Origin of the sequence: Butyrivibrio sp. AE3004, from assembly GCF_000703165.1 — a bacterium.
In the GTDB taxonomy this organism is placed as follows: Bacteria; Bacillota; Clostridia; order Lachnospirales; family Lachnospiraceae; genus Butyrivibrio.
The window spans coordinates 3,260,283-3,285,631 of sequence record NZ_JNLQ01000002.1; the positions used below are offsets into that span (position 1 = coordinate 3,260,283).

Sequence of the window (25,349 nt, forward strand, 5' to 3'; positions counted from 1 at the left end):
TGTTTTGTTATTTTGACTTCTTTGCAGATGTCTTTTTAGAAGTCTTCGCAGCTGATTTCTTCTCAATTACTTTCTTTTCCTCAGCTTTTTTCTCATCTACCTTCTTGGATTTTGCTTCTGATGTCTGAAATACAAAAAGCTCAGCACCATAAGGCGGAAGTGTCATTGTGATACTATAGTCCTTATAATCACATAATCCAGGTTCAGCTTTTATACTTTCAGGTATTCCTGTTCCACATCCTGCGTATTTCTTATCAGCACTGTCCAAAATATGTTTGTAAGTGCCGGCAAATGGTACTCCAACCTTATAATTTTGTACTTCCATGGGTGTAAAATTAATTACAAACAGGATATTGTCCTTCCCATTAGCTGCTCTTCTGTAAAAGCTGTAAATACTATGATCAGCATCATCTGCATTGATCCATTCAAATCCGCCCCAATCATTATCTACTTCATAAAGAGCCGGATACTTGCGATATATTTCCAGCAGATCTCTGACATAGTCCTTCATTCCACGGTTAAGGTCCTCCTGAAGCAGGAACCAGTCAAGTTCTCTTTTTTCACTCCACTCTCTTTCCTGTCCAAAATCCTGTCCCATAAAAAGAAGCTTCTTGCCGCTGTGTCCAAACATAAATGCATATCCTGCTCTAAGGTTAGCATATTTATCAACCTTATAACCCGGCATTTTTTCGACCATTGAGCATTTAAGATGAACTACTTCATCATGTGATAACGGCAAAATATAATTCTCTGCATTATTATAGCTCATGGCAAACGTCATCATGTGATGAGCACCTTTTCTGAAGTATGGATCCAGCTTCATATATTCGCAGAAGTCATGCATCCATCCCATATTCCATTTGAAGCTGAAATTAAGTCCATCATCTTCAACCGGTGCTGTAATCTTGGGCCATGCAGTCGATTCCTCAGCAATCATCATAACGTCAGGATAGGTTCCTCTAATTACACTGTTAAGATGTTTAAAGAACTCAATAGCTTCATAGTTCTTATTTCCACCATCTTTGTTAGGAACCCATTGTCCGTCTCTCTTTCCATAGTCAAGGTAAAGCATTGATGCAACTGCATCCACACGTAGTCCGTCAATGTGGAATTCCTTGATCCAGAATAGTGCATTGGCAATAAGGAAATTCTTAACCTCATTTTTTGCAAGATTGAAGATCTTTGTTCCCCAATCAGGATGTTCTCCCTTTCTCGGATCAGGATCTTCATAAATACAAGTTCCGTCAAAACATCCCAGACCAAATTCATCCGGACAAAAATGCGCAGGAACCCAGTCAAGAATTACTCCTATGTTATTTTTATGTAACAGATCTACAAGATACATGAAATCGGTAGGCTCACCATATCTTGATGTAGGTGCATAATATCCTGTTACCTGATATCCCCATGATCCATCAAAAGGATGCTCAGCAATACCGATAAGTTCAATGTGTGTATACTTCATTTCTTTTAAGTATTCCACAACTCGATCCGCAAATTCTCTATAACTGTAAAATCCATCTTCTGTTCCGTCAGGATGCTTCATCCATGATCCGATATGGCATTCATATATTGCTATGGGCTGCTTATTAAGGTCTTTTCCTTTTTTGCCCTGATACCATTTTTCATCGTTCCATTTGAATTTTGAAAGATCCGTGGTTCTGGAAGCGTTACCCGGTCTCAATTCAGCATAATTTGCATATGGATCAGCCTTATATAGCTTTCTTCCATCGGGTGTATGAATAAGATATTTATATAATTCTCCTGTTCCTACTCCCGGTATGAATAATTGGTAAATCCCCATGTTTCCGATTCTTTCCATCGGATACATTTCTTCATCCCATCCATTAAAGGAACCTATCACATGCACAGATGCTGCGTTCGGCGCCCATACGGCAAAAAACATACCTTTAACGCCATTCTCTTCCGAAACATGTGCACCTAATTTTTTATAAATATCATAATGAGTCCCTTGTCCAAATAAATACTCATCTGCATCTGAAATAAAAACTGTCTGACCCATATCAAATCCCCTTTTAGAAAAATTTAAATGTATTCACATTATAGCATAAAAGAAAACTTAATGAAGAAAATCCTTTTCCCTTAGTATAATCATGTCTTCTTTATCAAAGCGCTTTCTCAATAAGACGTCAAAATAATGTCCAACTGAATGCTTATCAGCATAATAAATGGCATCGTCTACCATTTCTTTTACTTCTGAAACCGTAACTTCATGATCAAGTGTCTGTCTCTCAGATATCTTCTGGTGGAGCGCCAGTATCCCCAGATTGTCTATAACATGCTCTTTCTCAAGTGCATACTGCTCAGCATAGGCAACAAGTGAATCATCATCAAGTGCTTCTATATCAACACGTACATTGAAGCATTTTTTCATTTCAGGATATTTATCCAGTAACCTGTCTATATCATCCTTAGTATCTTCGATTACAACTATGTATCCCTTATTCTCACTTTGAAGCTGTTTAAGCAGCGTAATAACAGTATCCTCTTTAAGATCTGCAGCCCTTCTGATAATAAGAGCACCGTTCACAATTTTATCCAAAATAGAACTAACTGAGCTCTTATTCAGCTTAATTGCAGTTATCATAGCAACTTTACCTGAAAAGTTGTCATCTGTAGACTGAACTGCTTTTATCAGACCTTTCGCAAGATTAACAGTACCTGCTCCCTGTTCACCTGTAACAATAGCATTGTTTGTATACGCAGCCATGCTAAGGTTATCAATAGCTCGAACAATCTGTCTCCTTGACTTCTTGTAATGAATATACGGTCCAAAAAGTCCTTTTTCTTCAGGAGTCATGACTCTGACTCTCTCGTCTATACCAACGTCATCATTATCGTCATCCTCGTCTTCAGCTTCAGTGACGGTTTTTTCTTCAGTGTCAGCTTTATCTTCCGGTAAAGTCTCTTCCTCTGAATGCTCATCCTTATCCTCAGTGGAATCTTCAGATATACTAACAGCCTTTTCAATTTCTTCACTGCTAATTTCTGTTGTCTCACCTAAATCTACATCTGCTGCCTTAACATTTTCATCAGGCTCTTCATCCGGTTCATTAACACCAAGATATTCTGCTGTTTCCAGATCTTCTCCTGTTATTGCTACCATAGAAGTAGTATTTTGAAGATCATCGATTGTAGTTATTTCTGAATCCTCATCTTCTGTTTCAGATTCTGACTCATTTATTATTTCTGAAGTTTCAGGCTTTATTTCTTTTGAAATAATATCTTCTTCAGTATTATCCTCATCAGATGGATATGAGTTATCCTGCTTCGTATCTTCTAGTGGAAGCTCGGCTTCAGGAATGTATTCCTGTTCATAATTAATCTCCTCTACAGGAGCTTCTTCAGGAACATACTCTGTCTCTGTAGGTAATACCTCATTGTTGTCAGGCTGATCCTTCTTTAAAAGTGCTTCATCAATGGAAATATCCCCATCAAGCATAGGTCCTACAAGATTTTGATCAAACTCCTTGAATAGCTCTCCTGTTTCTGATGCTGCCTGTTTTTTTACCTTTTTATACTGCTTGTCCTGCTGTTCTTTTTTATATTTTTCCCAGTCACTCATAAATTCATTTATGCTGATCTGGCCTGTAATCTGCTTTTCAACCTGTTTGGCGTCATCAATAGCAAGACTTATCTGCCCATCGTATTCCTGGGACAACATCTTATCAAAATTATTATTTATCCTATATCTTACATTAGGCTTTATTACAGCTCCGGGAACCTCATCCTGCAGCGGCTCATCAGCAAAAACCACGCCTTTATACATAGGCTGATCATGCATAGCTTCTGCCGCAATATTCGCAGCTATTTCTTTATCCCTTAATTCCTCGGCTATATGGGTCTCTTTTTGAACTGGAATAGGGGCCATCTCACGAACCTGCTCAATTGCCTCAGTATTCCACACCTTTGTATCAGTTCCCATATCTTCGGGTACATTCTCATTTTGCACTTCAGGCTCATAAACAGGTTCTTCAATTGGAATACTTTCCGTCTGCTCTTCCTTATCCTCATAAAAAAGTTCAGACATAGAAGGTCTTGCTATATCACCTGTAGTGTCAAACATGTCTCCGGTGTCAAGGCTTTCCGTTTCATCACCTTCTCTTACAACCTGAGGTCCATGAGCATCGGCAAATAGTGCCGCCTCCGGGCTTTCTGTAAGTACTTCTTTTAAATTCTCTGCAATCTCTTTTTGAAGATCTACAGTATTATAAGTATCTACGTTAATTGTAGGTACGGAATATGTATCATCAATAGGAGCTTCATATCGAGGTTCCTCAATTGGCTTTTCATATATAAGAGTATTCTGCGATACAGACTCATTAAGCGGTACAGTTCTCGTCTCCTGCTGGTAAGCCGGCTGTTCATAAATAAGCCCCTGTCCCTGCTCTTCATAGTTGTTATTTATAGCAGTCTGCTGAGAATAGTTCTGTGTATTATAAACCTGGCTATTCTGTGCATTTACATTAGCCGCATCTCTGAGCTGTTCCTCTGTAATGACAGGAAGTTCACGTGTAGGTGCTTTACTTCCATCAACTTCGTCCTTACCGGGAACCGCATCCTGCATACTTGGTGCATACAAACTTCCACTGGTTTCTGCTTTGTACTTTGCATATACCGCTTTCTGTTCAGGTGAAAGCGGCTCATGGAGTGCTTTCAGTTCAAGTGCTTTTATTACATATCGACCTTCTCTCATGTATAAGAAAAGCTCATCACATTCTTCTATACATTCTGTAGTCAGTCCTACTCTATGATATAAATAAGCAAGCTCATATGCCCATTTTTCATTGTAATCATGCTTTTTATATTCCTCTAATACAGCTATACGCTCTTCCAAACTAACTTCCTGAGCCTCATATAGCTTGTATTGCAAAATATATCTTGCTGTATTTCTTGGAGCAAGTCTTACAAACTCTTTATAATACTCAACAGCCTGTACAAACTCTCCCATAGCAATGGCAAGTTCACATAGCGAATATACTATTTCTCTTCTTGTAGGACTTCTGTCATAAGCAAGAAGTAGTATGTCCCTACTCTCTTCCAGTCTCCTGTTTACTTTATACAGATCACTGATTGCACAAAGCATACCGACACTCTTAACCCTTTTCCAGTCAATTGTGTCGGCAATTTTTACTGCATCTGCAAAGCGCTGTGCTCTAATCAGCGATTTTATCTCTTCTGCTCGAATTTTATATTCTGTTTTATCCAAAATATTGTCCTCTAAAACTTTTTCACACTACATCTAGTGAAATTTTAGCATAGTGGAGTTTTGATGTCAAAAAACAACTGTTAAAATTCCGCTTATTTGTGCGGTTTTTCTCGTATTTAATTCTATTATGTGGCAAAATATTAATTGTACTGGTAAAATATCTAAGCTATACCTGATTTATAAGCCTTTTTTATATTACTATATGGAGATTTATTTTTTATAATCTATCGTTTACAAAGGAGAATCACAAATGCCTACACTCGGTTGTGTGTCCGGAACACGGGCTGTTATAGAAAAATATAATTTATGTATACAAAAAAAATTCGGTCAAAATTTTCTTATTGATGATTCTGTTTTGTCAAAAACCGTGGAAGCTGCTAGCGTAAGTAAAGATGATACAGTTCTTGAAATAGGCCCCGGTATTGGTACTATGACACAATATATTGCAGAAAAAGCCGGGAAGGTCATAGCCATAGAAATCGACAAAATGCTAATTCCCATTCTTTCAGACACTTTATCTTCCTACAACAATATAAAAGTTATTAATGAAGACGTCTTGAAAGTTGATATAAACAAGATTGTTCAGGAAGAGAATGATGGTAAACCAATAAAAGTTGTTGCTAATCTTCCATATTATATAACTACACCAATTATTATGAATCTTCTCGAAAACGAGCTTCCGATCGAAAGCATAACTGTAATGGTTCAAAAAGAAGTAGCTGACAGAATAGCAACGTCTCCCGGATCTAAGGATTATGGTGCTCTTTCTCTTGCTGTACAGTTTTATACAGAGCCAACTATGGTACAGATTGTTCCACCTCACTGTTTTATCCCACAACCCGGTGTCGATTCTGCTGTTATACATTTAAAATGTCACAAAAATCCTCCTGTTGATGTTATTGATTCCAAATTTATGTTCTCAGTTATAAGATCTGCTTTTGCACAAAGACGGAAAACATTATCAAATGGTGTGGCAAACGGTAATATAGGTATTACAAGGGATCAGGTTGTAGCTGCACTGGAACAGATGAATTTAAATCCATCTATACGAGGTGAAAAACTCAGTTTGCAGGATTTTGCAACCCTTTCCAATATCCTGTATTCTTTTATAAAATAGCAGTATTTTATTTAAATGAATCTAATTATTCTTATTGTTTAGGAGAAAAAATGATTTTTGAAACGCATGCTCATTACGATGATGAGGCCTTTGATACCGACAGAGATTCTCTTTTGTCATCCATGCAGTCTAACGGAATTGGTACTATAGTAAATGCTACTGCCAGTAAATATACAATAGAAAAATCTGTGGAACTATCAAAAAAATATCCTTTTATTTACACTACAATCGGGGTTCATCCCAATGATTGCGATGAAATGGATGAAGCTGAACTAAATTGGCTTGAACAAATGTGTTCCTATGAAAAAGCTGTAGCTGTAGGTGAAATTGGTCTTGATTATCATTATGATGAGCCTTCTGTAGATTTACAAAAAAAATGGTTTGAAGCTCAAATTGAGCTTGCAAGAAAAGTTAAATTGCCAATGATCATTCACTCCCGTGATGCTGCAAAAGATACTCTGGATATAATGAAAAGATTAAAAGCTGAGGAAATAGGGGGCGATATCCATTGCTATTCCTACTCTCGTGAAGTAGCAAGAGAATATCTGAATATGGGTTTTTTCATTGGTGTTGGCGGTGTGATTACCTTCAAGAACGGGCGAAAGCTGCGTGAAGTAGTTGAATATGCTCCCATTGAACAGCTTGTTATAGAAACCGACTCTCCATATCTTTCACCCGAACCATTTAGAGGAAAACGTAATTCCTCACTTAATCTACCTTATATAGTTCAAAAAATAGCCGAAATCAAAGGTATTTCTGCTGAACAGGTAATTGAAATAACCGAAAATAACGCTAAGAGGCTTTACCGTTTATAATTATTATCCATTCAAATCAGACAGAACGATTCTTCCTTCTTTCAAAGATTCCTGAACCATTATGATTCTTTGATTAGATGATCCTCTGAATTTTAGTGAAATATCTTTTAATTCAAGGTTAAATTCACCATCAACCAACACATCTATATTGGAAAGAATCGCTTCTGTGTCTTCTCCATTGCATCTTTTATTGTTTTTATCATTAATTTCTTCCCATTGATATCCCGAATAAACCCATATAGTCTTCCCGGGAAGCTCTTTTTTTATTCTCTCAATAAATGGACGCAAAGCTTTCTGATTTACTACCTCCATAGGCTCTCCCCCAAGGATTGTAATCCCTGTTATGTATGTCGGTCGTAGACTTTCTATGATTTCATCCTCTACTTCTTTTGTAAACGCTTTTCCAAAGTTAAAGTCCCATGTTTCTTCATTAAAACAGCCTTTGCAATGATGAGTACACCCGGAAACAAAAAGTGAAGTACGTACTCCGGTTCCATTTGCTATATCTGTAGTTTTTATTTCTGCATAATTCATATTTTATCCTCATTAGTGAAAAAGGAGCTACCAGTACCAGTAGCTCCCCTTTCTTATAAAAACTTTTTCATCCCCGTATGCATCATCAAAGATGTAATACCCTTTCTTTTATTTCCTGTGTGCGTCCCTGATTCCAATATTGAGTGCCTATGTAACCACATGTACGTCTTGCCACATTCATCTTATCCTGATCTGTATTACCGCAATTGGGACATTTCCAGATAAGCTTACCATCTATGTCTGTTTCAATCTGTATCTCACCATTATATCCACAGCACTGACAGTAATCACTCTTTGTATTAAGCTCAGCATACATAATGTTTTCATAAATATACTGCATTACTGAGAGTACGGCCTCGATATTGTCATTCATGTTCGGAACTTCAACATAGCTTATAGCTCCTCCCGGAGAAAGTGCCTGAAATTCAGACTCAAACTTGAGTTTTGTAAATGCATCTATTTTCTCTGTAACATGGACATGATAACTGTTTGTAATGTAGTTCTTATCAGTTACTCCATCGATAATTCCAAATCGTTTCTGAAGTGCTCTGGCAAATTTATATGTTGTAGATTCCAGAGGAGTCCCATAAAGGCTAAATGAAATATTGGTTTCCTTCCTCCATTTTGAGCACTTATCATTCATAAACTGCATTACTCTGAGTGCAAAATCTTTTCCGGCAGGATCTGTATGTGTAACACCTTTCATAAATTTTGTACATTCACAAAGTCCGGCATATCCAAGAGAAATAGTTGAGTAGTTTCCATACAATAATTTATCTATGGTTTCTCCCTTTTTAAGTCGTGCAAGAGCTCCATTCTGCCAAAGTATAGGTGCAACATCGGAAGGTGTTCCCAATAAACGATTATGTCTGCACATTAATGCCTTCTTGCAAAGCTCTGTGCGCTCCTCCATTATTTCCCAGAATTTTTCTTCATCTCCGCCTGAAGAGCATGCGGCATCTACAAGATTTATTGTAACTACTCCCTGATTAAAGCGTCCGTAGTACTTGTGCTCACCTTCTGTATAATTCTGAGCCTTAGAAATATTACCTTTGTTACACAGACCCTCTGCATTTTCCTCACTATCTACAGTCAAAAAGCTTCTGCAGCCCATGCAGGGATAAACATCTCCCGATTTATATTCCTTCATCTTCTTAGCGGAAATATAATCAGGAACCATTCTCTTAGCCGTACACTTTGCAGCTAACTGAGTTAAATACCAATAACGTGTTCCTTCATGAATATTATCTTCATCAAGAACATATATAAGTTTAGGGAAAGCAGGTGTAATATATACTCCTTTTTCGTTCTTTACACCTATTATTCTCTGTTTAAGCATTTCTTCTATAACAAGGGCAAGATCATCTCTAAGCTGGCCCTCAGGAACTTCATCAAGATACATGAAGACTGTAATGAAAGGAGCCTGTCCGTTAGTAGTCATTAATGTAATTACCTGATACTGAATAACCTGGACTCCACGTTCGATTTCTTTGCGCACACGCATCTCTGCGATATCATCTATTTGTTTATCTGTTGCTTCCATCCCCGCATCGATAAACTCCTGACGGACTTCTCTTCTGAATTTCTGTCTGCTAACATCCACAAAAGGTACAAGATGTGACAATGTTATGCTTTGTCCGCCGTATTGTGAGCTGGCAATCTGTGCTATTGCCTGGGTAGCAATATTACAAGCTGTCGAAAAGCTCTTGGGACGTTCTATCATGGTTTCAGATATAACTGTACCGTTCTGAAGCATATCCTCAAGATTAACCAGACAGCAATTATGCATATGCTGGGCAAAGTAATCAGAATCATGAAAATGAATTATTCCATCCTTATGAGCTTTTACAACATCCTCAGGAAGCAGAAATCTGCGTGTAATATCACGGCTTACTTCTCCTGCCATATAATCTCTCTGAACACTGTTTACTGTGGGATTTTTATTTGAATTTTCCTGTTTAACTTCCTCATTACTGCACTCTATGAGAGACATGATCTGTTCATCTGTTGTATTTGATTTACGAACAAGAGCATGGCGGTAACGATAAGTAATATACTTACGGGCAACCTCGAATTTTCCGGACTGCATAAGTCCATCTTCGACCATATCCTGGATTTCTTCAACGTTTGCTGCTCTGGTTAATTTGTTACATTTCTCTTCTACCTGAGCTCCAATATCCTTTATCTGATCTTCAGACAAGCTCTGATCAAGAGTCACTTCCTTATTAGCTTTCTCTATAGCTGCCAATATTTTTGAGCCATCAAAAGTAACTTCTTTACCGCTTCTCTTAATAATCTTCACTGGTTAACCCCCTAGTAATATACATGAAATTTAATTTTTTAGATAAATAATAGCCACCCGAAACTATATCTTGTGGCTATATATAAAATATAATACATTATATTGTATAAATCAAGTAACAATTTATCGTTATCAAACTTTCCTAACAAACTCAAGCCTGTTCAGCATTCTAAGGTATTTTGACAGGTCGACGGTATCCGTTATTTCGTCTCCTGACTCGTAGTAGGTTGTTTTATATTTAACCACTATATCTTGTGGTTGATTAAAAATAATCTCCCTATTTGGATCTTTATTCATCTTAAGGCCCAAGACTTCTCCCAAATGATGAATTGTTCCGTAATTTCCGTCTATAAGATTTATCTTATCTCCGAGAATTTCCCTGTATAAAGGCTTGAAATAGTTAAAATGTGTACATCCCAAAACAAGTGAACTATATTTTTCATTAGAAGCACCAATCCCGGAAAATCTGCTTTTTATATAATCTCTGACTTCGTCTGTATCGTACTCCTCGTGCTCTGCAAAATTAACCAGTCCCGGCATCTCCAAAAGGTCTGCCCTATGTTGTATATCTACTTTGGTAAGAAGATTAGCAAGCTTTTTTTCTCTTATAGTAACAGGAGTCGCCATCACAAGAACTCTTTTGTCTTTATCGCCAGGGCATTCTACAGCCGGCTTTACGGCGGGTTCCATACCTAGAATCGGAAGATCATACTTTCCTCTTAGCATTTCGACGGCCACACTGGTAGCAGTATTGCATGCGATCACAACAGCGTCCACCTTTTTATCTATAAGAAATCTTACTATTTCATCTACAAAGCCTTTTATTTCCTGTTCGGATTTAGTTCCATACGGTACATGCTTTATATCTGCATAAAAAATATATTCTTCATCCGGAAATCTATGATAAGCTTCATTTAAAACAGAAAGCCCACCAATACCGGAATCAAAAATTCCTATTCGCATATCGACGCTCCTTGTTGTATCATTATTAATTATGAAAGAATCATTTACTACTGAACTTCAAAAATTATATGACGACTCGCATGTTAGTCCTTTTATTCAGGAACTTTGCGAATACTATGCTTCAGGCTATGGCTATGAAGACGGCTCTTATCAGGATGAAATAGAACCAAGGGAAATAGTTGAGCCTGTTTACACTCTTTTTTTGCTTCAACGAAGAGAAACCATGCTGGATGAATTATCTTATATCCGTAAAAAATATCCTCACCTGTTCTCAAGTATAGAACAGCTTTATGAGGATATTCTGATCAATATGGATGTAAGAATTCTTGAGTCAAAATGTGAAAGCAGACTGGTCAAAGCTCTTGAAAACAAAGTTACATCAGAAGAAATATATCAAAAAGTTGAAAATCTTTGCTTAAGCTATGATGACCTTTGTGAAGCACTTGACCCCTTTTATTCATGGCTGCATACTTTTTATTCCTGAACAGTAAGATATTTCATAACACAAAAGAGTAACTGGTCCTCATATTTTACCTGAGCCCATTCTCCGTCATCACTTACTGCGATTCTGTCCAGAACTGTATCTTTAGGAACCTGAACCACTACAAAGTCTTTGCTTGCTGTGGAGGGTGTATTTCTAAGGTTCAAGTCAGATGTTGTTATAACCTTGTCATCAGTCCTTGTATAACCAGCAAGTTCACCTACTTCTACTTTGGTTGTATCTTCATCCGGATCAGGAACAAGATATCGGTCATAAAACTTTGCCTTAAAAATCATTCCTATAAGAGCAAGGATTATTATACCTGTGATAATGGAAGATATTCTGACTATCAGGAGAGGATTTATTCCTCTGCCATTTACTTCCTCATCCTCAAAGTCATCTATATCTTCTATTCTTGTTTTTCTTCTTATGGCCTTTGGTTTTTCTTCCTTTATCTTTTCTGATTTCTTTTTCTTGTCAGAAGTATGATCAAATGGTTCGTTTGAAGCAGTATGGCTATTTGAACTTTTGACCTTTTTTTCTGTTCTTCTTGAAATTACCTTTTTATCTTCCCTGGCAGATTTTCTTGAAATAATTTCTTCTTCACTCGATTTTAACGAATCAGCTATTATTTCTTCTTTTGAGTTTTTCCGTGAAGTATAGTAATCCTCGTCCTCATCAAGATAGAATTCCGGTGAATCCTTCTTAAGGCTTTCTCTCTCTCTGTCCATAGCCTCATGTTGGGTTCTATAGTATTCTTCTCTCTCTTCAGCACTTAAAAAATCCAGTGGATCCTGTATCTCAATATTTATTTCTTCAGTAAACTGATCATCTTTATTTATTTTTTTTCTATAGTCGTTAAAGTTTCTGATATTGTCCGTCATGACTTCTCCTCCGGAAATCCCTTGGTCAACATCTCCCCCTGAAGTTTGCATAAACAAAATCAACTAGTCACAACAAAGCCTCACCAAGTTGACTTGTATAGTTCGCACTAAGTTCGTAAGAAACCTCACCAAGTGCTCTACTCAAAGCAAAATAATTCGGGTAAGCAAATGCTCACCCGAATTAATAATATCACACTATCTAATTAGTAACAAATCAGGAAACAACCTTGTCTATCATGCTCTGTAGTTTGGACTTACTCTGTGCACCTACTGCCTGATCAACAACCTCTCCATCTTTAATAAAAGCAAACATCGGAATTGACATAACACCATATTTCTGAGCAATCTCCGGCTGTTCATCCACGTTTATCTTACCAACCTTGAGCTCACCATCATATTCCTTGGCAAATTCATCGATCATGGGAGCCATCATTTTACATGGTCCACACCAATCAGCCATGAAGTCAATAAGTACCGGAAGCTTACTGTTGAGAACTTCTTCGTCAAAGTTGTCTGTTGTAAATGTGTATTCAGCCATCGTCCACCTCTTTCTGCGATAAACAATATCGCTAAGCATTATTAAAGTAACAACCCTACCGCTTAATAATATATTTGAAGATTGGATTTCCTTTTGAGGAAAACTTCTCCTCATATTCTGTCATTATATTACCTTCATTCATTAAAGGTTCATTATGCAGATCATATGTAACAGCTTCAGCGTGCCACCCTGCTGTATTAAGTTCCATAAGCGAAAAATCAAAAAGGTCTCTGTTGTCTGTCTTAAATTCCAATTGACCATCTTTTTTTAAAATCTGATCATATCTTCTAAGGAAACTGCTCGATGTAAGCCTTCTCTGTGCGTGCCGCTCCTTAGGCCAGGGATCCGAAAAGTTGAGATAAATTCTGTCTATCTCGTTCTCCTCAAACACTTCCGTGATTATTTCAGCTTCCATTCTGATAAATCTGACATTTGTCAGTTCCAGCTCTGTCTGCTTCTGGACTGCTCTCAAAAGAACACTTGAGTATTTCTCAATTCCTACATAATTAATATCAGGATTGGCTGCTGCCATATCCATTATAAAACGTCCTTTTCCCGTTCCAACTTCAATCCTTATCGGATTATCATTCCCGAACACTTCATTCCATTTTCCCTTGTACTCCTCAGGACTATCAATAGTGAACGGACTCTCTGCAATCCTCTCTCTGGATCCTGCAATATTTCTTAGCCGCATATAGTATATCTTTACCTTTCAATGTATAAATTAATTGTACCACCAAACGCTACATATTGAAAAGTTTTTGCAGCCTTATCTTTGGTTCCTTCCTCTTTTAGTGTATCATAGAAATGTAGAATTCTGCTACAAGGAGTTTTTATGAAAAATAATAATCTTATAAACAAAATATATAAGGTGTCAGCTCTTTTTGCTTCATTAACGGTTATTTTATTCAATTCTTTTTCAGTTTATGCTGAAACAGATGCAGAAGCTGCCAGTGCTGCCAGAAAGGTACTTCCTATTCAAAGCAATGAAATTCAGGGGTGGCCTGAGGGGCCTCAGATTGCTGCTGAAGCGGCAATACTTATGGATGTAAATACAGGAACTATCCTTTATGAAAAAAACATACATGAAGAATTATATCCCGCAAGTACAACAAAGATAATGACCTGTCTTTTAGCTGTGGAAAATTCAAATCTTGATGACAAAGTGGACTTTTCTGCCAATGCAATACATTCGGTCCCTGTAGACGGTTCGAAAATTGGGATGGATGTCGGTGAATATCTTACACTAGAGGAATCGCTTTACGGAATAATGGTTGGAAGTGCCAATGAAGTTTCAAATGCTGTTGCAGAGCACGTAAGCGGATCAATTGACAGCTTTGTCAATCTTATGAATGAGAAAGCAAAATCACTTGGATGTACAAATACACATTTTGCAAACGCCAATGGTCTTCAGTCTCCGGATCATTATACCAGTGCCTATGATCTTGCTCTTATATCAAAAGCCTTTTTTTCAAACGAGCTTTTATGTCGCGTGGGAAATACTCCAAGATATCATTTCTCGCCCAGTGCCGGGCAGCCTGATGATTTTTACTTAAATAACAAGCACAAATTGATAACCGGAGAAATACCTTATGAAGGTATAGTTGGCGGTAAAACCGGTTATACAGATCTTGCGAGAGAAACTCTCGTTACCTGTGCAGAAAAAAACGGTATGCGTTTGATCTGTGTTGTTTTTATGGAAGAGTCACCCTATCAGTTTACGGATACAGTTACGTTGTTTGACTATGGATTTAATAATTTTAAATCTGTTAATGTAAAAAGCGAAGAAACAGGTTATATTCCAAATGACAATGCCTTTTTCTCATCAAAAGATAATATTTTTTATACTCAAAGCTCATTTTTGGAATTTGCAAAAAATGATTACGTGATTCTTCCTGTTACAGCTTCATTATCAGATGCCGTTTCCACAGTGTCGTATGATGATAATACAGGCTCAACAGGAGTCATTTCAACAATCAATTATAGTTTTAATGGTGTCCCGATAGGTTCCGGACATATCCTTATTTCAAAAAATACTTATGTCACTCCTGAAGATGTGAACAACTCTTCTTCAAAAATGATTTATATCAATATTAAACTTATTTTGGCAATTATATCCATTATGGGTGGTTCGGTAATAGTTTTTATTTATCTTTCCTCTTTGATAGGTGCTTTTTCAAGTATAAGCAAACAAGATAGAAAAAGACTTAACAGAAGGAAAAAAGAAGCCAAAAAAAGAAGTGGCCCCAGATTTTAATAAAGACGAAAAAGAAGGCAGATTATTCAGTCTGCCTTCTTTTTATGATCGCCCAACTTATTGAAGCTCTTTTTTTCGGATTTGGCTTTCATCTCTTCCATCTCTTTGTCTGTAATAAATTTAAGAGTTTTTACAGCATAGTATTTCTGACTCTCGGACTTCTTCAGTCTTACCTTTGCTTTCATAAAACCATGCTCTTTGCATAAGGATACACTATAAAAATGCTTTCCATTATTTGAAAACCATTTAACTTTACGCTTTATTGGCTTGTTGCAAATATAGCACTTGGTTCCCATCACTTCAGGGTCTGACAATAATACTTCTTTTGATTTAAACTCCCTGGATATGTATTTTGCGTAATGTTCAAAAATAATATGAATTTCCTGATCTTTTGTTTTAGGCGTTACATAATTATCAAAAGAATAATTATAAAAAACTTTTCTGCTTAACTCGCAGAAAATCCTTGAAGTATAATCAGCATCAGACAATGCCCTGTGGAAAGCTGTATCCTTTGTCATTCCGAGGCTCTCTGTTGCATGTTCCAAAGACCTTCTCATTTTTCCGTCTTCATATTGAATACTGAAGAGTTTCTGAACATCATAAAAAGGGAGAGGTCTGTCGGAAAGCAAAGGCAGATCATAAAAATCCATATTTCTTTGGAGCTCTGTCAGATCAAGAGGTCCCCAGGTACAAAAGGTTGGTTCTTCTCCACACCATTCAAGAAATTCATTTATGACGGTGACAAAATCATCACCGCTTTGTAGATCCTCCATTGAAATATGAATCAATTCCTCAGTAATTTTATGCATTTTCTTATATACCTGAGGTCGAATCAGTCGACTGAATTCCCCTGTCCTTTTTCTGTTTTCATCAAGTCTCACAGCACCTATTTCTATAATTTCAAAAGGCAGAGCTTTTCCGTTCTTTTCTTTTACACTTTTTCCCTGATTCCATTCAAGATCAAATACAATATAATTTCCCATTAAGGTTTAATACTCCTTAGCCGGTGTCCAATATTCCTGTCCGTAAATATCCGTAAGCTTAAATAATATCAGTTCTTTTCCTTCTCCCACCTCTGTGTTTGAGATATGAAGATCTGACATTTCTCCATCCATTATCAAAGTATTGCCAAGCTTATAACGCGATTTGAAATTTTTGTCATAATCATAGAAATCACAGACAAAATCTATCTTATCACCCTTATTAAGTTCTGTTAGATTTTTCGCAACCGTTTCAGTCTCATTATCGATATAATCATAAGAAGCACCTGCAACAAATCCATCCTCATTTTCAGAATTAAACACCAAAATAAGATTAGCATCTACTCCATTTATTTTGCATGGAACTTTTCCTGTAATAGTATAGTTGTCCTCATCTCCCTGTGAATCCAGACGATAGTATGCAACAGGTGTTTTATTTATCGAAACCCAGGTTCTGTCTTTTGGTGCTATCAGATAATCATCCTCATCTATATCATAAGAGTTATCAAGTCCCAGGTCCACATATCCTTCTCCATCATCATAAAAAATATTTACATCAACATCCTCTATGATTTTCCAGTCATCTTCTGACAATTTTATAACGTCATCACCGGCATCGTTTACAGTCCACTCAAGCTTTTCTGAGCTTAACTGATTTTCACAAATGTATTCTGCCATTGTTTCAGCATCAATATTTTTTCCGAAAAATGATGAATTAGATGAATCAAGACCTGAAATTCCGGTCACTCCACTCTTCATCATTGTGCTGAAAAGTTGAATAAGGACATCTGCACTTGATACCATCTGTCCCATATCGGATGAATCACCAAAAATACTTCCTATAGGAGACATTGTACCGCCTGCAGCGATCTGTCCACCTACTTCCATAGATGCAAATTTCTGAATACAGTCTGTATACCCCGCATCCATGCCTATGGACTCATAAGTATTTACTATATTATCCACATTTGAAACTTTTTTATATGGAAAGAAAATGGATAATCCATAAGCATTGGTCATGTTAGAACTGGTTCTGTTATACTTTACGCAGCCCCTAATAACCTCTGCCAGCTCATCTCCTTCAATTGTATTCATATTTTTTGCCAAATGCAAAAAGTCTACCTGATCGATTTTCGATGAAGGAGCAAATTCTCTCGTATTTGCTCTTGCACTTGCTACTGACAAATAGTCTTTATTGGATATCCTATCTGAAGTAGCATTAGAGAATTCCTTCATTTCCTCAGGCAATTTTGTTTGAAGTTCCGCAAGGTCTGTTAGTGAAAGTGTTGTCTTTTGTCCTCTGCAGTTTGCTGCACACTTATCTGTATAAGTATCAATAATAATTTTTGCAAGTTCAGGTGTTTCCATTGATGGATTCTTTGAATACGCATTTAACCATTCTGTGTAGTACCAGCCTATTCCCGGTTCAACCTCTTCAGAGGCAATCATATAATCTGCGTAATTCGATACAACAAGTGCTGTCTCCACCGTTGCCATCAGACATGCATCAAAACCTATAAAATCAAAGGTTACTCCACTATTTTTAAGGGCACTTCCTATTTCCGAAAGTCCCATTGACCCTTCTCTTTCATATAGTTCATCATAGCCATACCCGCCGCTTGTTCCACCGCCATGGTCCCAGAAAATGAGATCATATCTGTTTGCTTCATAATTATCTGCCGTCCAGGTAATGAAATCGGTGAGAGTAGCCCCATCTGTCATTCTGGTTTTCTCAAGGTCATCTTTAACCAGAACTAATCCACCTTGTTTTACCTGATAAATCTGACTTCTTTCATTTGAAATAACATTATTCTGCCATTTTTTACATCCACCGGTATAGACAAGTATATTAATGTTATCGCTGATATTTGATGCCATCATCTCCTGAAGATCTCTGGTAGCCATAGCACTTCTTGATTCAAGATCGGTACCACACATATATACCATTATTGTGGTAATGTCCTCGTCATTTCCGATTATCTTTGTTCTTTTTTCTCTGGAACCCTCTGCTGCCTCCGGATTGAATTCACCTGTATTTGGTGTATCAATCCAATCACTGGGTACATGGTCAAAATAGCCTGTTCCACTACCAAAAAGGGCATCTAAAGATGATGTCACTTCATCTTCCTCTAAATTATTGGATGCAGAAGTTTCGCTATTTACCTGGTTTTGATTATCCGTGTAGGCAGTATTATCGTTATCTGAAAGTCCGCCAAGTAAACTTCCGCCTCCACCAAGTAGTAAAATTACAATTACTACTATTACAGACAGAGGGCTAAAGCCTCTGTTTCTTTTTTGTCCTCCTCCACCTGTTGTTCCGCCATTATTTCCCGAATGCCCGTTTTGTGATCCTACAGGGCCTCCTCCTAAGGCCTCATCTCTTCTGTGAACACCTTCGCCACCTTCTTCTACATTCTTTTTTCTTCTTATTGGCTTATCTGCCATTTTTCTTATCCCCCATCTTATCTGTCTACAACAAATATTTTTCTTCCAAAATTATCACCCACGTACAATTTACTACCCTGAATACATATGCCTATAGGTGAAATAAGTTCCGAATCCGGATTTGTTTTATCAAGAACAGCCATGGTAATAACTTCTCCATTTCTTACCATTCTTACACATCCATTTATAGTATCTGCCACATATACTGTTCCGTCTTTAGCTACAGCGACACCCTTTGGTGAAGCAAAACTTGAATTCAATGTATCAGCGTCATTTGATCCTTCTTCCCCGTTTCCGGCAACTACCTCAATATCATTTTTTGATTTTGGAGCGCTTACATCCAAAGTACTGATTCGTATTATTCTGTTATTACCGGTTTCTGCTATATACAAATATCCATCATTCCAACAAAGCCCCATGGGACTTTCCAATTCATCAATAAAAGAATTAACAGATCCGTCTGAAAAAACAATTATTATCTCATTTCCATGAGTATCTGAAATATACAGATTTCCCGATTCATCAGTACATATTCCCGTAGGATAATTGTAAGAAAAATTGCTGTCTGAAGAATTGAGCGTATCCACATGTCCATCACTTATTATCCTGATTGCATTATTATCGGTGTCAGAAACAGCAATTCCTCCTATGAAAGGTGCTATTCCCCATGGTAATTTAAAAAGCGCCTCGCTTGCATCTGCATCATTGTATCCACCCTGTGGTTTATCGTATATATCTCTTGAACTGTCAGCACCTGCATAGACTTCTGCTGTTTTGTCCGTAACTTTCCAAATACATTTTGAAAAAGAATCAGTAATATATAAACCATCTTCTATTACACTCATTCCACAAGGTTCAACTGTATCAGGAAGAGCATCCAATGCAAAATTAATATTATCCTTTTCATCAGTCTCAGCATTAAATGCATTCAAAGCTCCTGACTGATCAATTTCATACAATTCCTCTTCATTTTCAGTGCCTTGTTCTTCCTGATTTTTTTCAGAAGTTTTTTCTTTGTATAATCCCCATATTATCATTGAAACCGAAAATATTGTTACCAATAGAACAAGAATAAGTATTATCCATTTTACTTTTGATTTATTCTTTTTATACATGAAATTCCCCCACATAAAATATTATACATTTTTTTAATCTTTAAATTCAAAAATGCAAGATTTTCATTTCATAATCCTTTATCTTCACACCCTCATATGTATATTCTACTGTAAAAACAGCTTCTCCACCTATATTTGCCCTTTTATTTTTCATTTTTCCTGAAACAAAATTTCCAAGAGAATAATAGACAAGCATATTTTTATTATCCGCTCTTTTTATCATCTTTACATCCTGGATAACATGCGGATGTGTTCCTATCACTACATCTACATTCGCTTCTTTAAATAGTTTTGTTATTCTTTCCTGTTCATTACTAATTTTATCAGAGTATTCTTCTCCCCAATGTACAAACACAATTATAAAATCCGCTTCCATACCTGCTTCTTTTATTTCTTTTACAAATTCAGATTCTTCTGTATTACTGTTTGGAAGATAATGAACAACATAAGGGTATTTATTTACAGCATTTATGGTATTTGTTCCATAGGTATAAGAAAAAACAGCAAAACTGATTCCGTTTCTTTTTATTATTTTATAAGGCTTGTATTGTGTATCCCGACTGTTTTGTATTCCTACACATATAAGTCCATTTTCTTCATAAAAATCTGTTGAGGTATTTATCCCTGTAATACCCTTATCAAGGCAATGATTATTAGCACAGGATACTATATCAAATCCTGCTTTTGCTATTGAATCTCCTACTTCAATTGGTGATCCGAAAGATGGATATCCCGAAACAGCTTCTTTTTTGTCAACAAGTATTGTCTCCGCCTGTATAGCAGAAATATCTGCTTTTGCTATTTCTTCCTTATATGGTTCATATAAAAAATCAAAATTTCCATTTTTGAAATTAAAGGCATATTCATATATAGATTTGTGAATTATATTGTCACCAAAAGCAATAATTTTTACGCTGTTATCAATATTTTTAAGTCCAAATCCCTGCCAGCACCAAAGGGTATTATTGCCATCTGTATCTTCAAAAAGTATGATGGCATTGTTTTTTTCCATTACTTTCATTCTTTTTATTACTCTTCCCAATTCAGATGTACACCACTTCTGGGATACCCTGTCATTTTCAATATCATATATAAAAATATGCTGTGAGTAACTATTATCCGCATCTGTTATCCAAAAAGGCCTGTGTTTTCCATATTTACCTCTTTTCCACAATAGAACTATTATTTCTTCATCCGCATCACTATCCAGATTGGTAGAAAGTACATCCTGTACAAAAAATTCTTTATCCGACTGCCAATATAGACCTGTCATTTCATTTTTTACTATTAGCCTTTTAGAATTAATACTTAAAATAGTCTCATTTTCAGTTTCTATTGTTTGTTCATTCCACTCAATCCAATTAGGAATTTCATCCTGCACAGATACTTTTGCCGATATATTCTGTCTAAATAGTATTAAAGAAAAAATGACTGCCACCAAAATAAGCAGCAGCCATTTTCTGAATAAACTCATAATTTAAATCTCACTTTACTCTGTATTCCATTGTCCAATCAGGTTTTTTGGGCTTTTCGGTATTTTCAATCCAGTTCCAGTCGTCATCAAAATGACCATTTTCAAGTGCTTCTCTCCATTCTGAGTCTGTCATTCTATCGGAAATCGGTACAGTAAACTGATAGAAGTCATATACACTACCGCTTCCTATATGTAGTTTTCCATCTATAGGAAATACAACATAAACAGTAGAAGCATTTCCTGTTCCTACTTCAAGTACCTGACCATTTGGATCAGTTGCTATATCAGCAACAACAGGACACGGAGCCTGGTAGCTGTATATAAGTTCTTCGTCAACATTTTCCTTATTTGCTTCAATCCAAAAATGCTCCAGGTTTCCTCCATAAGTTCTTATAAACTCATAATCATCATCACTCAATTTTTCATTTTTCAATTCTTTCTCGGAAATTTCAAGAAGCTTTAATGACATTTCCGATAATAAATCAAGATCTTTTTTACCATTCTCATCTATCATTCCAAAGGATTCCAAACCTTCCTTTGTCTTTTTTGATAAAAATGCAAACCTGCTGTATACAACCGGTTCAGGGTCTACATAGCCTCTATCATCCGGGGTCTCTTCATCTTCCCCTGATCCCATTTCAGCTAGTACCTGCTTAGCATATAAAATAGTATCATGCTTAAGTTCAGTATATGAGCCGACAAACGTTTCCAGATCTTTCCTGGACCATTCCTCAGAAAGCATATAAGAAGGATAACCCTCGGTCTTTTTTTCCAATAACGGTCTAAGCGTATTTAACCATCCTGAATACAGACTAACATTCCATAATTCCGGTTCATTACCGCCAAAATAAGATTTCATTGTGGTTAAATTATCTTCATACTTTTTATAGTCTGTCGCTCCCTCATCCTTCATAATTGTATAAGCTGTGTCAGATCCCAATACTGCAGCTACATCAAGTGCATCCGGAAGATATCTTTTTTCACCTTCAGAATTTTCTTCTACAGATCTGTATATCAGACGCTGCATGATCGCAGCATCTATTGTAAATCTCTGTCCCATAAATCTAAATGACGGTATTAGATTTTCCTCGGTTTCCATTACAGGAATAGAATTAATCTTTGGAGGATCAAGGCTCTTCACCTTTTCTGATACTTTTTTAAATGCATCATCATTTCCTGCTAAATCGCTAATTTGAGGTTCTTTTCCGAAACTGTCTTTCAATATGGAAGAAAGTATTGTATATCCCGGATCATCTGATGTTCCTGCAAAGAAACTTGTAATATTATAAATACTCATCCAATCATCAGGATTATCTGAAATTGCCATGGTTATAAGCATAGCACTTCTTGTGGCATCTTCATCCTCAAATTCAAATGGAATTCTCCCATACCACATCATGGTACGGAAATATTTTTCCATTTTTTCGTCGCCTTCATAATAACCTCTTGGTTTATATTGACTGTAATCTTCGTTTAAATCTGTAAGAAGACACTTATCTATTCCTTTAGCTGAAATTATCTTGCTATATTCCGTATTAACAATTTGGTCAAAATTTTTATCATCTATCGGTTTCTCAGTTTTGTCATCTAGTAACAAATTTCCAACATAGAAGAACATAAGGTTATTCAAAGCAGCTGTTTCATATTCAGTTCCTTTTAATTCATCATATTGTTTCTTCGATTTTTCAAGCATCTCCAGGCTTAAAGTCTGTAATTTTTCTGACAGATAGTCAGATTCGGTCTTTTTCATCAGATATGCAAAATAGATATGATATGTATGCATAAGAGAATCAACAGTTACAAAATTAGGAAAATAACTATATCTGTTACTCTCATAAATATCAAAAAATTCACTGTAATTATCATCTACTATTGCAAATGAATTCTTAATAAGCATTTCCTTAAGCTTAGCCGGATCATTATATTCACTGGTATATTCAGGATTGAATTTATAATCAAACATCTTATCATATTCAACATTTGAAAAATCATCATTTACTTTGTATGCAGGAATCGAAGGCTTAAGATTTGCATCATAATAAATCTCTTCCTCACTTCCAAGAAAAGTTGAATTTGTCAGTGATTCATCCGTCTTTTCAGCTTGCTCCTCACTCTGCTCATCATTCTCTTTGGCATCTGAAGTTGTACTTTCTTCCTTTTCCTGTACTGTATCATTATCATCAGCATCATTAGAAGCATTTTCGTCTGCTTCAGCGTCAGCATTTTTTTCCGATTGTTCCTGACTTTTTTCTGTTTTTAATTCCGTACCTTCTGAAGTACTAATATTATTGGCATTTGTGGATGAACATCCCGAAAAAACTATTGTAGATAAAAGAATCATTGAAATAATTTTTTTCTTCATATTTAAATATCCCCTCAACCTTATGCGTACCACTTGCAGCAATAGTTTAATAAACTGTTTGCCACAACATATCAAGAAACAAAATTACGTTTTTGTAATAACTATAAAAAGTATATCATATATCATTTGGTATATCGATTCTTATATTGCCAGGTCAAAATAGTATTATCTATTATTACTCACTTATTATCCTGCTTTTTTCTATATCTATGTTACTATTTACAAAAATTTAATATTTTATCTCCTGAAGTTTTTTCCAAAATTATTCCAAAAATATCCATACTCTTCATTGCATGCAAAGACAAAGGCATAATGAGAATTTCTTTTTTCCTGTTTCAGGAATTGTAGATATTCCTGCTGATATGGAACCGAAAAGGCGTGGTTTTTATAGATAACTATCAACGGAAGATTTGAAAAATCCTCAGCATTATATTCCATCTTTTCGACATTTTTATAGTTGATAAGTCTTAAAGGGATTCTGATCAAATCTGACATGAAATACTCTGAATAATCCGGAATCTCTTTATCTAAAATACTTAAAAATGTGCGTACCCACTCTTCTCCAAGTCCCTGTGATGCATATTTTTCTGCAGAAGTAATAGTTGGTGAAAACATAGGTAAATTCACTTTTTTACCATAAACCAGTTTTTTTATGGTTTCCGGTGAAAGGTAGAATTCTTCGGCTATTTCCATTATAGAATGACCTGCAGAATATCTATTACAGATTATCGAATTACGCTTGTTCAGTCTTTTTCGATAACCGGATGCTTCTCCCCATCCCTTTGCAGATTCTTTCTTTGGGATATAAATTACTTTTCCTTCAGCATATTTTTGCACTTCCTCTAATAATTTTTCAGGCAAGATATTTTTTGCATTTTCGTATTTCATACAAGCTTATTCATTCTTTCTTCAAGGGCGTTAATTGATCTGACGATAGACTCACAAGATTCAAGGTCATCAATTGATGCATGCCATCTGAGTGTAACTATTCCTTTATAATATGCCATACATAAGAAACGCTCTTTGAAATTTTCTATTTTTATATTCTTTTTCTTCGCATATTCATAGAGCTTTTCAGGAATCATAAGATATGGCTTATTAAGATCTAGGATTGCAAAATCCATCAGATAGTCCATAATACCTGCTCTTCCCCAATCAGTACAATATGTTTTTCCATCATCGCTAATAATCATATTACAAAAAAACGTATTATTGTTTACAAGAAACCTCTGCTTTTCACAAAAGGTTACATTCTTAAGAGCTTTTTCTGCTATTTCATAGTAGTAATCTTTTTTTAAAAATGTTGTTCCAAACATTTGCTTCCAATTCTTCCAATAGCCATCTTCAGGCTCATCGATCATATCTGAGCGGATGAATTCTTCCAAAGATTTAAAGGGAGCCTTGTTGTTCTCATCAAATTCTCCGTAACCTTCAAGTGATGAAACATCAGTCGATGCGATTTCAAATATCATGTTAAAGAAGCTTTCATAGCAACTATCGAATTCTTCCTGTGAAAGTTCATTAGCATTTCTTCCCGTGGGACTCATTTTGATTTTTTCTTTTGTAAGGTTTCTTATAAATATGTCTCTGTTCATAATTTTATTCCTCATCTTTTATTATAAGGCATACCGCTTGCGATAGATTCCTTATGAAGTTTATAGTTTTCATAATCCACTTTCCAATTCTCGTGTACGTGGATTGTCATATCTTATGTATCAGCGCTTTTACAAATATGATGATATCAGTATCAGTTAGCTAATCATATAGAGAGAATCATTATAGTTGAACTATACATATTCCTTTATTTCAATTTTGTTCTCAAAAACTTTACGTAAGGCGCGATTTTGGATAT

Annotated in this window: 19 protein-coding genes; 4 read left to right on the forward strand and 15 right to left on the reverse strand. The window is 36.1% G+C overall.

The window, feature by feature from the left end:
- Window positions 1–7: 7 nt before the first annotated feature.
- Entirely contained in the window at window positions 8–2,023 is a 2,016-nt protein-coding gene (gene glgB / locus BV60_RS0117000) for a 1,4-alpha-glucan branching protein GlgB (RefSeq protein WP_081846736.1), read from the reverse strand.
- Between the two features lie 57 nt (window positions 2,024–2,080).
- A complete protein-coding gene (locus BV60_RS0117005; protein ID WP_029323663.1) occupies window positions 2,081–5,230 on the reverse strand; it encodes a tetratricopeptide repeat protein in 3,150 nt (1,049 codons plus the stop codon).
- A gap of 250 nt (window positions 5,231–5,480) precedes the next feature.
- Here BV60_RS0117005 and rsmA point away from each other — a divergent pair, with 250 nt between their 5' ends.
- Both rsmA and BV60_RS0117015 read left to right on the forward strand, forming a co-directional pair.
- A complete protein-coding gene (gene rsmA, locus BV60_RS0117010; RefSeq protein ID WP_029323665.1) occupies window positions 5,481–6,347 on the forward strand; it encodes a 16S rRNA (adenine(1518)-N(6)/adenine(1519)-N(6))-dimethyltransferase RsmA in 867 nt (288 codons plus the stop codon).
- A 50-nt stretch (window positions 6,348–6,397) separates the two neighbouring features.
- Complete coding sequence (locus BV60_RS0117015) at window positions 6,398–7,162, forward strand: TatD family hydrolase (protein WP_029323666.1); 765 nt, start codon at window positions 6,398–6,400, stop codon at window positions 7,160–7,162.
- Between the two features lie 3 nt (window positions 7,163–7,165).
- Here the strand turns inward: BV60_RS0117015 and nrdG are convergent, their stop codons facing one another.
- The 3 genes from nrdG to murI form a co-directional block, all read right to left on the reverse strand.
- Window positions 7,166–7,696, reverse strand: coding sequence for an anaerobic ribonucleoside-triphosphate reductase activating protein (gene nrdG / locus BV60_RS0117020; RefSeq protein WP_029323667.1), 531 nt, complete (start codon window positions 7,694–7,696; stop codon window positions 7,166–7,168).
- Between the two features lie 85 nt (window positions 7,697–7,781).
- On the reverse strand, window positions 7,782–9,998 hold the full coding sequence (gene nrdD / locus BV60_RS0117025) for an anaerobic ribonucleoside-triphosphate reductase (protein WP_029323668.1): 2,217 nt from the start codon (window positions 9,996–9,998) through the stop codon (window positions 7,782–7,784).
- A 132-nt stretch (window positions 9,999–10,130) separates the two neighbouring features.
- Window positions 10,131–10,961 (reverse strand): glutamate racemase, encoded by an 831-nt coding sequence (gene murI, locus BV60_RS0117030; protein WP_029323669.1) that lies wholly within the window; start codon window positions 10,959–10,961, stop codon window positions 10,131–10,133.
- A 31-nt stretch (window positions 10,962–10,992) separates the two neighbouring features.
- Here murI and BV60_RS0117035 point away from each other — a divergent pair, with 31 nt between their 5' ends.
- Complete coding sequence (locus BV60_RS0117035; RefSeq protein ID WP_029323670.1) at window positions 10,993–11,445, forward strand: hypothetical protein; 453 nt, start codon at window positions 10,993–10,995, stop codon at window positions 11,443–11,445.
- Here BV60_RS0117035 and BV60_RS0117040 read toward each other — a convergent pair.
- From BV60_RS0117040 to trmB, 3 genes are all read right to left on the reverse strand, one after another.
- On the reverse strand, window positions 11,436–12,377 hold the full coding sequence (locus tag BV60_RS0117040) for an SH3 domain-containing protein (protein ID WP_197029588.1): 942 nt from the start codon (window positions 12,375–12,377) through the stop codon (window positions 11,436–11,438). The two genes, BV60_RS0117035 and BV60_RS0117040, sit on opposite strands and share 10 nt — an antisense overlap.
- Window positions 12,378–12,540: 163 nt before the next feature.
- A complete protein-coding gene (gene trxA, locus BV60_RS0117045) occupies window positions 12,541–12,864 on the reverse strand; it encodes a thioredoxin (protein WP_029323672.1) in 324 nt (107 codons plus the stop codon).
- Between the two features lie 55 nt (window positions 12,865–12,919).
- On the reverse strand, window positions 12,920–13,558 hold the full coding sequence (gene trmB / locus BV60_RS0117050; RefSeq protein WP_029323674.1) for a tRNA (guanosine(46)-N7)-methyltransferase TrmB: 639 nt from the start codon (window positions 13,556–13,558) through the stop codon (window positions 12,920–12,922).
- A 141-nt stretch (window positions 13,559–13,699) separates the two neighbouring features.
- Between trmB and BV60_RS0117055 the strand changes: the two genes are divergently transcribed.
- Complete coding sequence (locus BV60_RS0117055) at window positions 13,700–15,121, forward strand: D-alanyl-D-alanine carboxypeptidase family protein (protein ID WP_029323676.1); 1,422 nt, start codon at window positions 13,700–13,702, stop codon at window positions 15,119–15,121.
- Between the two features lie 26 nt (window positions 15,122–15,147).
- Here the strand turns inward: BV60_RS0117055 and BV60_RS0117060 are convergent, their stop codons facing one another.
- The 7 genes from BV60_RS0117060 to BV60_RS0117090 form a co-directional block, all read right to left on the reverse strand.
- A complete protein-coding gene (locus BV60_RS0117060) occupies window positions 15,148–16,104 on the reverse strand; it encodes a 3'-5' exonuclease (RefSeq protein WP_029323678.1) in 957 nt (318 codons plus the stop codon).
- 6 nt (window positions 16,105–16,110) lie between these two features.
- The gene (locus BV60_RS0117065; RefSeq protein WP_029323680.1) at window positions 16,111–18,546 is read right to left on the reverse strand and encodes a clostripain-related cysteine peptidase; all 2,436 of its coding nucleotides are present in this window, start codon (window positions 18,544–18,546) and stop codon (window positions 16,111–16,113) included.
- Between the two features lie 17 nt (window positions 18,547–18,563).
- Window positions 18,564–19,661, reverse strand: coding sequence for an NHL domain-containing protein (locus tag BV60_RS0117070; protein WP_029323681.1), 1,098 nt, complete (start codon window positions 19,659–19,661; stop codon window positions 18,564–18,566).
- Window positions 19,662–19,707: 46 nt separating this feature from the next.
- Entirely contained in the window at window positions 19,708–21,135 is a 1,428-nt protein-coding gene (locus tag BV60_RS22295) for a CapA family protein (protein ID WP_051656823.1), read from the reverse strand.
- Window positions 21,136–21,145: 10 nt separating this feature from the next.
- On the reverse strand, window positions 21,146–23,497 hold the full coding sequence (locus tag BV60_RS0117080; protein WP_051656824.1) for a DUF3160 domain-containing protein: 2,352 nt from the start codon (window positions 23,495–23,497) through the stop codon (window positions 21,146–21,148).
- Window positions 23,498–23,734: 237 nt separating this feature from the next.
- Complete coding sequence (locus BV60_RS24240) at window positions 23,735–24,385, reverse strand: CD3324 family protein (protein WP_197029589.1); 651 nt, start codon at window positions 24,383–24,385, stop codon at window positions 23,735–23,737.
- Window positions 24,382–25,092: a hypothetical protein gene (locus BV60_RS0117090; protein WP_029323686.1), complete on the reverse strand. Its 711-nt coding sequence runs from the start codon at window positions 25,090–25,092 to the stop codon at window positions 24,382–24,384. Before BV60_RS0117090 ends, BV60_RS24240 begins: the two co-directional genes overlap by 4 nt.
- Between the last annotated feature and the right edge of the window lie 257 nt (window positions 25,093–25,349).